Annotated in this window: 13 protein-coding genes; 6 read left to right on the top strand and 7 right to left on the bottom strand. The window is 69.3% G+C overall.

All coding sequences use genetic code 11. The features are described 5' to 3' along the window. Window positions 1-86 precede the first annotated feature (86 nt). The gene (msrA, locus tag ACZ4EG_RS32210) at window positions 87-599 is read left to right on the top strand and encodes a peptide-methionine (S)-S-oxide reductase MsrA (protein ID WP_390711136.1); all 513 of its coding nucleotides are present in this window, start codon (window positions 87-89) and stop codon (window positions 597-599) included. A 4-nt stretch (window positions 600-603) separates the two neighbouring features. On the opposite strand, the gene ACZ4EG_RS32205 is transcribed toward msrA, so the two are convergent. Beyond that, window positions 604-933, bottom strand: a complete 330-nt coding sequence (locus ACZ4EG_RS32205) for a metal-sensitive transcriptional regulator (RefSeq protein ID WP_467793115.1) — start codon at window positions 931-933, stop codon at window positions 604-606. Further along, a complete protein-coding gene (locus ACZ4EG_RS32200) occupies window positions 930-3,731 on the bottom strand; it encodes a heavy metal translocating P-type ATPase (protein ID WP_467793114.1) in 2,802 nt (933 codons plus the stop codon). The genes ACZ4EG_RS32205 and ACZ4EG_RS32200 overlap by 4 nt, the downstream gene beginning before the upstream one ends. A gap of 203 nt (window positions 3,732-3,934) precedes the next feature. Between ACZ4EG_RS32200 and ACZ4EG_RS32195 the strand changes: the two genes are divergently transcribed. After that, window positions 3,935-4,198, top strand: a complete 264-nt coding sequence (locus ACZ4EG_RS32195; RefSeq protein ID WP_453553204.1) for an SHOCT domain-containing protein — start codon at window positions 3,935-3,937, stop codon at window positions 4,196-4,198. Between the two features lie 19 nt (window positions 4,199-4,217). On the opposite strand, the gene ACZ4EG_RS32190 is transcribed toward ACZ4EG_RS32195, so the two are convergent. Together ACZ4EG_RS32190 and ACZ4EG_RS32185 are read right to left on the bottom strand one after the other, a co-directional pair. Beyond that, window positions 4,218-5,048 carry an ABC transporter permease gene (locus ACZ4EG_RS32190; protein ID WP_467793113.1) on the bottom strand — a complete coding sequence of 277 codons (831 nt, stop codon included), beginning with the start codon at window positions 5,046-5,048 and terminating at the stop codon, window positions 4,218-4,220. Between the two features lie 9 nt (window positions 5,049-5,057). Next, a complete protein-coding gene (locus tag ACZ4EG_RS32185) occupies window positions 5,058-5,750 on the bottom strand; it encodes an ATP-binding cassette domain-containing protein (protein ID WP_467793112.1) in 693 nt (230 codons plus the stop codon). A gap of 459 nt (window positions 5,751-6,209) precedes the next feature. Here ACZ4EG_RS32185 and ACZ4EG_RS32180 point away from each other — a divergent pair, with 459 nt between their 5' ends. Then, window positions 6,210-6,875, top strand: a complete 666-nt coding sequence (locus ACZ4EG_RS32180; RefSeq protein ID WP_467793111.1) for a response regulator transcription factor — start codon at window positions 6,210-6,212, stop codon at window positions 6,873-6,875. Beyond that, a complete protein-coding gene (locus tag ACZ4EG_RS32175) occupies window positions 6,872-8,251 on the top strand; it encodes a sensor histidine kinase (protein ID WP_467793110.1) in 1,380 nt (459 codons plus the stop codon). Before ACZ4EG_RS32180 ends, ACZ4EG_RS32175 begins: the two co-directional genes overlap by 4 nt. Here the strand turns inward: ACZ4EG_RS32175 and ACZ4EG_RS32170 are convergent. Both ACZ4EG_RS32170 and ACZ4EG_RS32165 read right to left on the bottom strand, forming a co-directional pair. Beyond that, entirely contained in the window at window positions 8,232-9,131 is a 900-nt protein-coding gene (locus ACZ4EG_RS32170; RefSeq protein WP_467793109.1) for a COG4705 family protein, read from the bottom strand. The genes ACZ4EG_RS32175 and ACZ4EG_RS32170 overlap by 20 nt on opposite strands. Before the next feature lie 153 nt (window positions 9,132-9,284). Beyond that, window positions 9,285-10,124, bottom strand: coding sequence for a COG4705 family protein (locus tag ACZ4EG_RS32165; protein ID WP_467793108.1), 840 nt, complete (start codon window positions 10,122-10,124; stop codon window positions 9,285-9,287). A 174-nt stretch (window positions 10,125-10,298) separates the two neighbouring features. Between ACZ4EG_RS32165 and ACZ4EG_RS32160 the strand changes: the two genes are divergently transcribed. Both ACZ4EG_RS32160 and ACZ4EG_RS32155 read left to right on the top strand, forming a co-directional pair. Further along, window positions 10,299-11,177 (top strand): SDR family NAD(P)-dependent oxidoreductase, encoded by an 879-nt coding sequence (locus ACZ4EG_RS32160; protein ID WP_467793107.1) that lies wholly within the window; start codon window positions 10,299-10,301, stop codon window positions 11,175-11,177. A gap of 98 nt (window positions 11,178-11,275) precedes the next feature. Further along, entirely contained in the window at window positions 11,276-11,842 is a 567-nt protein-coding gene (locus ACZ4EG_RS32155) for a TetR/AcrR family transcriptional regulator (protein WP_453553223.1), read from the top strand. Window positions 11,843-11,860: 18 nt separating this feature from the next. Here ACZ4EG_RS32155 and ACZ4EG_RS32150 read toward each other — a convergent pair whose 3' ends face one another. Continuing rightward, entirely contained in the window at window positions 11,861-12,484 is a 624-nt protein-coding gene (locus ACZ4EG_RS32150) for a LysE family translocator (RefSeq protein WP_467793106.1), read from the bottom strand. Window positions 12,485-12,544 lie beyond the last annotated feature (60 nt).

Genomic DNA, 12,544 nt, shown 5'->3' with positions numbered 1-12,544 from the left:
GCTGATGGAGCCGGAAGGTACGGGATGCCGGCGGCAGGCGAGCCGAGCAGCCCGGGCGACCGACGAAAGACATCGAAGGGGCCGAAATGGCAGCGCAGACGCAGAGGGCCGTACTGGCGGGCGGATGTTTCTGGGGGATGCAGGACCTCGTCCGCCGGCTCCCGGGCGTGACAGCGACCCGGGTCGGATACACCGGGGGTGACGTGCCGAACGCGACGTACCGTAACCACGGCACCCACGCGGAGGCCATCGAGATCCTTTTCGACCCCGAGAAGACCGACTACCGCACGATCTTGGAGTTCTTCTTCCAGATCCACGACCCGAGCACCAAGAACCGCCAGGGCAACGACATCGGTCTCAGCTACCGCTCGGCGATCTACTACGTGGACGACGAGCAGAAGAGGATCGCGGAGGACACCATCGCGGACGTGGACGCCTCCGGGCTGTGGCCGGGCAAGGTCGTCACCGAGGTGGAACCGGTCGGCCCCTTCTGGGAGGCCGAACCGGAGCACCAGGACTACCTGGAGCGCTACCCCGACGGCTACACCTGCCACTTCCCGCGCCCGGGATGGCGCCTGCCCACCCGCAAGGAGGGCTGAGCGGCTACACACGCAGTGCGCGGCGCAAGGTGTCGGTGAGCTCGGCGAACTTCTCGTCGGCCCGGGCGGGGTCGGCGCGGGCGGCATCGGTGACGCAGCCGCGCACGTGGTCGTCGAGGAGGCCGAGCGCGACCTCCTGCAGCGCGCGGCTGGCGGCAGTGATCTGGGTGAGGACGTCTATGCAGTAGCGGTCGTCGGTGACCATGCGGGAGATGCCGCGTATCTGGCCCTCGATCTTGTTCAGGCGGTCCAGGTGATCGGCCTTGTGGTCGGCGTATCCGGGTGCCTGGGTGTGCTGCTCATGAGCGTCGCGCGGGGTGGCGGCGGCGGTCATCGGGGTTCGCCTCCCTCGCGCGTGCCGCCTGTCGTGGGGGCGGTGTAGCGGTCCGGGTCGGCGTCGAAGGTCGCGGCGCAATGGGTGGAGCAGAAGTAGTAGGTGCCGTTTGCGGTGTGCCGGTGTTCGGCGGCGGTCGCCTTGTCCAGCTGCATGCCGCACACCGGGTCCGCGACCGTTCTGTCGCTGTCGCCGTGGGAGGTGTGGCGGTGGTGCCCCTCGCCCGCCGTGGTTGCCGTGCTGCTGGTCGCTGCTCGGTCGACGGCCGACTCGACGCGGGGCCGGCTGCGGGCGGGCCGGACGTCGGGCAGCGGCTGGGGGCTCCAGCGGCGCAGCCGGGACGCGTTGGTCACGACCGACAGCGAGCTGAGCGCCATGGCCGCGGCGGCGACGATCGGGCTGAGACGGATGCCCCACAGCGGATACAGGGCACCGGCGGCCAGAGGGATGCCGACGGCGTTGTAGACCAGGGCGAAGAACAGGTTCTGCCGGATGTTGCGCATCGTGGCCCGCGACAGCCGGATCGCCGTGACGACTCCGCCGAGCGAGCCGGAGATCAAGGTGATGTCGGCGGCCTCGATGGCCACGTCGGTGCCGGTGCCGATGGCCAGGCCGACGTCGGCGGCGGCCAGCGCGGGGGCGTCGTTGATGCCGTCGCCGACCATGCCGACAGTACGGCCCTCGGCCTGCAGCCGTCGTATCTCGTCGGCCTTGTGCTCGGGCAGCACCTCGGCGAGCACCCGGGTGACGCCGACCTGCGCGGCGATCGCGGCGGCGGTGCGGGCGTTGTCGCCGGTGAGCATGACGACCTCGACGCCGAGACGCTGCAAGGCGGCGATGGCCGCGGCGGAGTCGTCCTTCACGGTGTCGGCGACGGCGACCACACCGGCGGCCTGTCCGTCCACCGCGGCGAGAACGGGTGTCTTGCCCTCGGCGGAGAGGGCAGCCGCCACAGGGGTCAGTGCGGCGGTGTCGATACCGACGTCACCGAGCAGCCGGGCGGTGCCGACCAGGACGGCGTGCCCGTCGACGGTGGCCTGGACGCCCTTGCCGGTGACCGAGTCGAAGCCGGTCGCCGCCGACGGGTGAAGACCGCGGTCACGGACGCCGGTGACGATGGCCCGCGCGAGCGGATGCTCGCTGTCGGCCTCGGCCCCCGCGACCAGCCGCAGAAGCTCTGTCTCGTCGAATCCGCCCACGGGGTGCACGTCGGTCAGAACGGGCTTGCCCGCGGTGACGGTGCCGGTCTTGTCCAGCACGACGGTGTCCAGCTTGTGCGCGGTCTCCAGCGCCTCGGCCGACCGGATCAGGATGCCGGCCTGAGCACCCTTGCCCGTACCGACCATCACGGACAGCGGCGTGGCAAGGCCCAGCGCGCACGGGCAGGCGATGATCAGCACGGCGACCGCCGAGACCAGCGCCAGGGTCAGCGCGGGAGACGGTCCCAGAGCGAACCAGACGGCGAAGGTGCCGATCGCGACGGCGATGACCGCGGGCACGAAGTACGCCGACACGGCATCCGCAAGCCGCTGGATGGGGGCCTTGGACGCCTGGGCCCGCTGCACCAGGCGGATGATCTGGGCGAGCATCGTGTCCGCACCGACCTTGGCCGCCCGCACCCGCAGGGACCCGGTGCCGTTGACGGTGGCACCGATGACCGTGTCGCCGGTGTGCTTCGTGACGGGCATCGGCTCGCCGCTGACCATCGACTCATCCACGGCGGAGGAGCCCGAGAGCACCTCGGCGTCGACGGGGATCTTCTCCCCCGGCCGGATGACGAGCACGTCTCCGACCACCACGTCCTCGACGGGGATTTCACTCTCGTTTCCGTCCCGCACGACACGGGCGGTACGGGCCTGCAGGCCCAGGAGAGCGCGGATGGCCTCACCGGTGCCGGCCTTCGCCCGGGCCTCCAGCAGCCGCCCGAGCAGGATCAGTGTCAGGATGACGCCGACGGTCTCGAAGTACACCTCCCGCACGTCCTGGGGCAGCAGACCGGGCGCAAGGGTGACCAGCAGGCTGTAGCCGTAGGCGGCACTCGTACCCAGGGTGATCAGAGAGTTCATGTCGGCGGCCCGGTGGCGCAGGGTCAGCCAGCCCGTCACATGGATCGGCCACCCGGTGTAGAACATCACCGGCGTGATCAGCGCCAGCTGCAGCCAACTGTTCAGCATCCATCCAGGCACCCAGTCCGCGCCGAACAGTTCGTGCGCCATCACCGCGAACAGCACCGGGGCGGTGAGCACCGCGCCCACCACGACTCTGCGGGTGAGGTCCTTGATCTCCGCCCGCCGCTCGGCGGCGTCCGCGGCCTCCGACTCGGCCGCCGTCCGCTCCTCACCCGCCGCGGGCCCGCCGGTGGCAGCAGGAGGAGCTGCGGCCGTCCCGCCGTGACCGCCCGGCCCAGGCGGTACGGCGCCTTCCGCGGGCTCGACCAGCAGGGTGCCGTGGATCATGTTCATGCCGCAGGCAAAGCCGAAGGAACCCGGACGGTCGGGGTTCAGCCGCACGGTGGTGCGCGTGTGGGCGGGCAGGCCCGCTCCGATCTGCAGATCGGGGAAGACCACACGGGAGGTGCACTCGCCGGCTTCCTGCCGGTCGAACACCAACTCCACCGGGATACCTTGCCGGACCTTGATCAGGTCAGGGCTGTAGCCACCCCGCACCGTCACGTCCACCCGCTGCACCCCGCCTTCCAGCCGGGCGGCACCAGTCCGGCGCGGGCCGAAGAAGTACCAGCCCAGCGCGGCGATCAGCACTGCCGAGGCCAGGACGACGACGACTTCAAGAGCACCCATGCGCTGCTCACCTCCCTGGTCGGGTCACTCTCCAGCCTGCGCCTTGGCTACCCCTACCTGGTAGGGGCGCAGTGGCCCACGGTTTTGGACCATCCGGCCCCGGACGGCCACGCCCAGCGGCGGGACGATGCAGGAGAAGGCAAAGGTCGCCGGATGCCCCATCGCATCCGGCCACACAACAAGGCCGAAGCAGGTGAATAGCGATGATGTTCTGGTACGACCACAATGTCAGCGGCTGGGGCTGGTTCGCGATGTCGACCGGCATGATCCTTTTCTGGGCGCTGATCATCACAATCGCCGTGCTGCTCTTCCGCGCCCTCAACCGGCCCCAAGAGCACACCCACACCCCGGCCACGCCGTCGGCCGAGGACATCCTCCGAGAGCGGCTGGCCCGCGGGGAGATCGACGAGGACGACTACCGGCGCCGCCTGACCGCACTGCACGCCGGACCCCTCACCAAACCCTGACCCTGTCCTGCGACAGCGGTCAAGCATCGCGGTGGCGGATCACCGCAAATCCCGCTGCGAGGGCGAGGACCGTGTACAGGGCGAGGACGCCGAACCCGGCCGCGGGGCTCAGGCCGTTGGGCTCGGGGTGCAGCAGGTAGAGGGCGTCTCCGGCATTCATCGGCAGGTAGGGGCCGACGGTGTTCTGCCAGGTGTCCGGCAGCATGCCGACCAGGATGTCGGGCACGAACAGCAGGCCGAGCAGGGCGGCGATGGCCCCGGCACTGGAGCGCAGGGCGGCGCCCAGGCCGAGGCCGAGAAGACCGAGCAGGGTGAGGTAGATCCCGCCGCCGACGGCGGCTCGCAGCACACCCGGGCCGGTGAGTGACCGGCTCAGATTGCTGCCGGTGCCGGCGGGCAGCGCGGCGTGGAAGACCAGGTACGCGGCCACGCAGGACAGCACGCCGACGACGAGGCCGATGCCGGCGAAGACGACCGCCTTGGCGGCAAGGACGGTACGACGCCTCGGTACGGCGGCGAGGGTGGCGCGGATCAGCCCGGTTCCGTACTCGCTGGTGACGATGAGGACGCCCAGCGTGCCGAGCGCGATCTGCGACAGGTGCAGGCCGATCAGGCTGAGCCGGACCGGGTCCGCGGTCTGCTGTTGCTCCGCGCTGAGGCGGCTGACCAGGAAAACCGCCACGAGCGCGCCGAGGGCGACATTGGACACGACGGCGCCGAGCAGCGTCCAGAGCGTGGAGCGGACGGAGCGCACCTTGCAGAACTCGGAGCGGAGCACGGCGGTGAAGCCGGACAACGCGGCACGGTCGGCGGGCCGGGGCAGGGATGAGACGAAGGCAGGGGTGGTCACGAGTCGTCCTCAGGTGGCGTTGGGTGCCGGGGCGGTGAGCGCGGGGCCGGCGACGGTGCGATAGTCGACGGCTTCGCCGGTCAGTTGCATGTAGCGCTCTTCCAAGGAGGCCTGCTGGACAGCAAGTTCCTGCAGAGCGATGCCGGCGGAGCGGGCGAGCTCGCCCACGGTGTCGCTGGTGGCTCCGGTGATCTGCAGCGTGTCCGGGGCGGGCTCGGCCACCGACGCGCCGTGGGAGCGCAGCAGTTGGGCAAGCGCCGCGGACTGCGAAGTGCGGACCCGGACGAAGCCGCTGTCGCCGCTCGCGAGAAAGTCCGCGATGCTGGTCTCGGCGATCAGGCGGCCGCGGCCGATGATGACGAGCCGGTCGGCGGTCAGCGCCATCTCACTCATCAGATGGCTGGAGAGGAACACGGTGCGCCCCTCTGCGGCCAATGCCTTGAGCAGGGTGCGGATCCACAGCACGCCTTCGGGGTCGAGCCCGTTGACCGGCTCGTCGAGCATGAGCACCGGAGGGTCGCCGAGGAGTGCGGCGGCAATGCCGAGGCGCTGGCTCATGCCGAGCGAGAAGCCTCCGGTCCGCTTGTGTGCGACGCTGCCGAGTCCGACCTGCTCCAGCACCTGCCCGACCCGGGCCTTGCCGATGCCGTTGCTCAGCGCGAGGGACAGCAGGTGATGGTGGGCGCTGCGGCTGCCGTGCATGGCTTTGGCCTCCAGCAGGGCGCCGAGCTCGAACAGCGGGCGGCGGTATGCGGTGTAGGGGCGGGACCAACTACTGCGTCCACGCCCTGGCCGCAGCGGCCACGGCACCCGACCCGGGAGCCGTCCAGCGCCTCGTGGACCTGACAACCGCCGGGCTTGGCCTGCCCACGGACGGCCACGACCACCACACACGGCCACATCGGCGAACAACTCACGACCACTGATCAAGGCCGACGCCAGACCGCAGCCCGCTCAGACTGCGTCCCGTTCGCCCAAACCTGGAGCTGTTCCGGCTCTACCGGGACGCACCCGCAGCTCGGGAACGGACCTCGACCGCCATTCGTCTACAGTGACATGGACGGTCTACATTCCTGTAGTCACCCGTTCGGCCCGTGTGTGGCGCGCTACACACACGGGGGTTCGCAACCACAACCATGACCGGAGGACCGACAGAGGATCATGCACCCGAAGATCCTGGTGGTTGAGGACGATCACGCCCTGCGGGACGTGCTGCGACGGGGCCTTCAGGACGAGGACTTCGAGCCCGTCCTCGCCCCCGACGGCGCCAGTGCCCTGCGGTTGGCGACCGCCGGCATCGCCGCGGCCGTACTGGACGTCGGCCTGCCCGACGCGGACGGACGGGACGTATGCCAGGCCATGCGGGCCAACGGCTTCTTCGCCCCCGTGATCTTCCTGACCGCCCGGCACCAGCTCACCGACCGCCTGTCCGGCTTCTCCGCCGGGGGTGACGACTACCTGCCCAAGCCCTTCCACCTCGCCGAACTCGCCGCCAGGCTGCGCGCCGCGCTCAGACGGGCCGCCCCCCGGGCCTGTGCCACAACCGGCGATCTGGTGCTGGACGCGGTGGATCACAGTGCGACCGTGCACGACGGCGCACGCGTCGACCTCTCCCCGACGGAGTTCCGGCTGCTGGCCACGCTCGTTGCCGCGGACGGAGCCCTCGTGCGCCGCCGTGACCTGGTGCGGGCCGGCTGGCCCGAGGGCGCGCAAGTCAGTGACAACACTCTGGACCAGTACTTGAGCCGACTGCGCCGCAAACTGCGCGAGGCGAGCAGCCGTCTGACGATCGACACGGCACGCGGAGTCGGACACCGCCTGTCATGACCCGTGCCTACCGCGTCTTCGGTCGCCTGGCCCCACGCACCCTGCAAGGCCGGCTCTCCCTCGTGGCACTGGCCGCCGCCGCACTGCTGATGACGGTCCTGACCGTGGCATTCAACGCCGTGATGGACGAGCATCTGCAACGCCAGGCGGACGACGAGCTGCGCACCAGAGCGGCAGCGGTGACCACGACCGTCGACACCAGCGGTCCCCGAGTACGCGTCCTGGAAACTGTCAACGACCGCCTCCTCGACGCGAACGTGTGGATCTACGCCGACACCCGCCTGCTGGAGAGGCCGCCGTCCGCCACCGTCGGAAGCCCGGTGACCCAGGCCGCCGACCGGCTGGCCGCACAGCGAGAGCACGCCTGCACGACCGTCGACGGTCACCGACCCGTCCGGCTGTGCTCCCAGCCGATCCCCGGCCACGATGCCAAAGCCACTGTCGTCACCGCCCTGGACCTGGCTCCGTACCGGAGTTCGGCCGACACCCTGCTGCTGGGGTCGCTGGTCCTGGACGCCGTGATGCTCGGCTGCACGTACGTACTTACGCGTCTGTCCGTCGGCCGGGCACTGAGACCGGTGCGGACCATGACCGACCAGGCAACGCAGTGGAGCGCTGCGGGCTCCGACGACCGCTTCGGTACGGAGGATCACCCGGTCGAACTCGCCCGCCTGGGTGGCTCACTGGACGCGCTGCTGGACCGGATACGCACCGTACTGCGCCACGAACGGCAGTTGACGGGGGAACTGTCCCACGAACTGCGCACGCCGCTCACCCGGATCATCATGGAACTCGACTGGTGGCAGGCCCGTCCGCGGACGGATGCCCAGACCCGCGCCACCCATGAGGTGATCGCCGAGGCCGCGCAGTCCATGCGCACGATCTGCGACACGCTCCTCGACGACGCCCGCGAGAATGCGCTCAACCCGGCGACGGCCCCCGCAACGACCGACGTCGTCCCCCTCCTCGGCCGCCTGCTCCAGCACGTCGACCGAGGGGATCGGGTCAAGGCCACGGTGGCGACGGACACTCGGGTACTGGAGGCGGGAGTCGCACCCGCTCTCCTCGAACGCATCCTCAGCCCGCTGCTGGCCAACGCCGTCCGCTATGCCCGCTCCAGCGTGACCGTGTCCGCGCGGCGCCTGCCCAGTGCGGTACGGATCGATGTCGTCGACGACGGGCCCGGCGTACCGGAGGCGTTCGTGGCGGAGCTGTTCCAGCCCGGCCGACGCGCCGACGCCGACGACGGGCACGACGGCGCGGGCCTCGGGCTGCCGCTCGCGCGACGTCTGGCCCGCACCGTCGGCGGCGAGGTCTCCTACGACCCCGGACACGCGCCCGGGGCCAGGTTCACGGTCAGTCTCCCCGCCGGGTGACCGACTCCCGCTTCTCCGTCGCCAGCCAGGCCGAGGACCGGCGCTCCTGCCCGTGGGCATAGGCCATCAGGCCGAACAGAACAACGAGCAGCACGGCGGACGAGCCCACGGTACCGAGATCCAGGCCGCCCTTGGTGACCGGCTTGGTGAGGAAGTCGCCCGCGGTGGCGCCCAGTGGCCGGGTGAGGACGAAGGCGATCCAGAACAGCAGCACGTTCGGCACGGTGGGCACCTTCATGAGCGCTACGAGCACGGCGAGCGCCCCGGTCACGAGCAGCGCACCACCGGCGTAGCCGAGGCCGGAGCTGTCGGACAGGAAGTCGCCCATCGAGGTGCCGAGGGTGTTCGACACAAGGATCGCCGACCAGAACAGGGCCTCGCCCTTGAAGGTGACGATGTCGCGGATCTGGAAGGTCATCCCGCTCAGCTTCCAGGCGAGGAAGATCGCCAGGAGGATGGAGATCAGGATGGCCGCTCCGACGGGATAGCCCAGGCCAAGGCCCTGCGGGCCCCAGCCCAGCCTGGTCGCGCCGTTCGACAGGAACTTGGCGCTGGCGTCGCGGTTCATGAAGTCGGACATCGTGGTGCCGGCCATGCTGGTCGACAGGATCACGGTCCAGTAGCAGAACGGGTTGTAGCGGCTGGCTCGCAGCTGGACCACCAGTGTCACCACGAAGATCAGGAACAGCGCGATCGTGGTGAGGAAGTAGCCCAGCTTCAGGGTTTGCGCGAAGAGGTCGCCCGCCGTCTCACCCAAGGTCGTTGCGGCGATCTTCATGATCCAGAAGGCCAGCGTAACCTCGGGCAGTTTCTTCATCACCGACTTGGTCTTCGACGTGCTCGCCACGTCGAGGTCGGTGAGGACCTCGGATTTCTCCAACTCGGATTCTCCTGTTCGGTCGAACGACAGGGCGCTCGCCCCTGGGAACCGGGACGAGCGCCCTGTGAGATGACTCGGCCGCCGGCGGCGGCCGTGATCTTCGACCGTGGCACAGAGATCCTGAACGCATCCTGAACACAGGCGGGTTGCAGGTCACGCCGCGTGTTGTGCGGCCCCTTCCGGCTCGGTGACGTCCTTTCGGGTGACGCCCAGGTACACGACCAGACCGAGGATGACCGCGAGGAACAGCACGCTGGTGACGACCGTGCCCAGACCCACTCCGCCGTCACCGGTCGACTGGGAGAGATAGTCGCCGATGGAAGCGCCGAGCGGCCGGGTGAGGATGTACGCGATCCAGAAGCTCCAGACCGCGTCGAGACCGAGTGCGAAGTGCGCGACGCCGACCGCGGCGATGGCCAGGGCGAACAGCACGGCGGACAGCCAGTAGCCGAGATCCATGCGCTCGGAGACCAGGTCACCGGCCGCGGTGCCCAGGGCGAAGGTGAACAGGACGGCGAGCCAGTAGAACGACTCGCGGCCGACGCTGTCGATGCTGTGGATGGACAGCGTCCGCTCCCGGCGGTACCAGACGACGAACACGACGGCGAGAACGAGCCCGAACACCGTCGTGCTCACCTCCAGCGGCACGCCCATGTTGTCGGTGAGGTTGTCGCTGATCAGGGTACCGACGACGCTGATCAGGGCCACGGCGAGCCAGTACACGCCCGCCCGGTACGCGCTCGTCCGGAACTGCACGACCAGCACCACGGCCAGCAACGCACTCATCAACACCGACACACCGGTCAGGCCGAGGCCGGCCTTCTCGTTCAACAGGTCGGCCGCGGTCTCACCGACCGTCGTACACAGCACCTTGATGATCCAGAAGTAGACGGTGACCTCGGGCACCTTGTTCCAGCGCAGCCGACGCCGCCCCGGTGCGACGGGCCTGTCGGCCGCGGAGACGGCGGAAGCCTCAGACGTTTCGTAGGTCATGGAGAGCGACCGTGCCACCGGACACCTGAACACATCCTGACTGGCGTGTGACACCGCACCCGTCACGCCACCTCAAGGCCCGTCCGTTCGGTCGCACAAAGCGGATAGACAATCCGGATCTGCTACGGTGACACTAACCGGATAGCTCATCCACATACGCAGAACGGTTGCGCAATGAAGCAGACAGCGGTCGTCACAGCAGGAACAGCGGGAATCGGCTTGGAGACCGCCTTGGGGCTGGCCGAGGCAGGTATTGCCGTCACCGTGGTCGGGCGCAGCGCCGAGCGCGGTGCCCGTGCGGTCGAACGGATCAACGCGACGGCGCCGTTGCACTCCGCCCGGTTCCTGGCCGCCGATCTCTCTTCGCTCGATGCGGTCCGCGCCCTCGCCGACCGCATCGCCGCAGACGGCCCGCTGACCGGTCTGGTCAACAACGTCGGTGCGATGTTCCCGGACCGGCAGGACTCGGTGGACGGGATCGAGGCCTCGTTCGCCGTCAACCACCTCTCGCCCTATCTGCTGACCGAACTGCTGCTGCCCACATTGCGCGCCGGTGCGCCGAGCCGGATCGTGAACGTCACCTCGGGAGCGATCGGTGTCGCAAAGCGCGTCTTCGACTCCGTCGAGCCGCCAGGGGGCTACTACGGCTTTCACTGGTACGGCCGCGCCAAGCTCGCCAACCTCGCCTACACGCTTGATCTTGCCGGGCGACTGGACGGCACGGGCGTCTCGGTCTTCGCGGCGGATCCCGGCGGCGCCGCGACCGACATGACCAACGGCACCATGCGCGATCCGAAGATCGTCTCGCCGGGGCTGCGGCTGCTCTGGCCGCTGGTCCGGCGTAAGTTCGAGCGCTCGACTTCGGGCCCGGCGTCCCTGGCGGCCAAGCCTTCGATCTTCGCCGCGACCGACGGCTCACTGGCCGGCCGGACCGGCGTGGTCATCGGACCCCGGGCGCTGCCGGTCACCCCCTTCCGTTCGGCAACGGATCCTCGCATCGCCGAAGCCGTCCGCCACCTCAGCGAGCGTCTCGCGCCACTCACGCATGCGTGACGCGATCTGAAGACGATCAGCAACGGCGGGAAACGGGTGGCTCATCCGGATCGCGTTCTGACAGCGATGCGGATGAGCCATCCAGTTAGACTTCTCGCATGACGACCGCCCGCCTGCGCAAGGACGCTGCCCGCAACTGGGAACGGATCGTCGCGGTGGCTCGCGATCTCGTCGACGAAGGCACGCCACTGCAGCTCAACGACATCGCCCGCCGTGCACACATGGGCGTCGGCACCGTCTATCGCCACTTCCCCACCGCCGAGGCGCTCCTGGAGACCGTGGCCACCCCCAGCCTGGAGGCGCTCGCCGCCCACGGCGAGCAGGCGCTGGCCGACGACAACCCCGGGCGCGCCCTCGCCGGCTTTCTCACCCGCACCATCGAAGCGCAGGTCACCGACGCGTCCCTGTCCCCGGTCACCGCCGCCTCCACGGACGCCCTGCCACGCACCACCGAACTGAAGCGGACCCTGTCGTCGGTCGGCAAAGAGTTGCTGGAGCGGGCCCGCGACGCCGAGGTCGTGCGCGCCGACCTGACCTCTGCCGACCTGGTCCCGCTGATGTGCGGTATCGCCTACGCCGCGAACGTCCACGGCACGCCCGCGGCCCGCGTCGAGACCGCCCGCCGCTATCTGACCTCGCTGCTGGAAGGCTTGTACGTCCGTTGAGGGCCGTACGCGATCCAGCTAGCTTTCGACAGCCATCCGAACACCCAGGATCAGCAGCACCCCTCCGGAAACCTGCTCCAGTCGCCGGCGCACATCAGCCTTTGAGATGAGAGCTTTCATCCGGCCGACGAACCACACGTACAAGCCGTAGTAGCCGACCTCGTAAACCGCCCAAATCACCGAAAGAGCGATCATCGTGGGCAGCTTGGGTGCACCCGTCGGCACGAACTGCGGCAGGAATGACATCGCAAACAACGCAGCCTTCGGATTGGCCAGGTTCAACAGCAGGCCCGAGCGGTACGTCTTCCAACCGGATTGGACAACGTCTGCCGTCGTCTGCTCGACCGGCTTCGCGTGCCCGCGCCGGGCAGCCAGAAGAGTCTGTACACCGAAGAGGATCAGGACAGTTGCCCCCACCATCCTCATGATGTCGTAGGCCAGCTGTGAGGCGGCGATCAGCGCCGTGAGCCCGAGCGCTGCAACGACACCCCACAGGAACACACCGGTCTCGTTGCCCAGAACGGTGAAGAACCCAGCCCGTTTGCTGTGCAAGGACTGCCGGATGATCAGCATGGTGCTGGGGCCGGGTGATGCCGCGACCAGGGTGCAGGCGCCCAGGAAGGCGAGGAGGGTGCTGAGCATGCGCTCATCGTCCGACCTGCCCGCCGATCGTGTCCAGGCCATTCCCTCCGGATCACCGTG

It is taken from the genome of Streptomyces sp. NPDC025638 (assembly GCF_055558775.1).
Note: the sequence above shows the minus strand (reverse complement) of the source record. Positions and strands in the feature narration are given on the sequence as shown.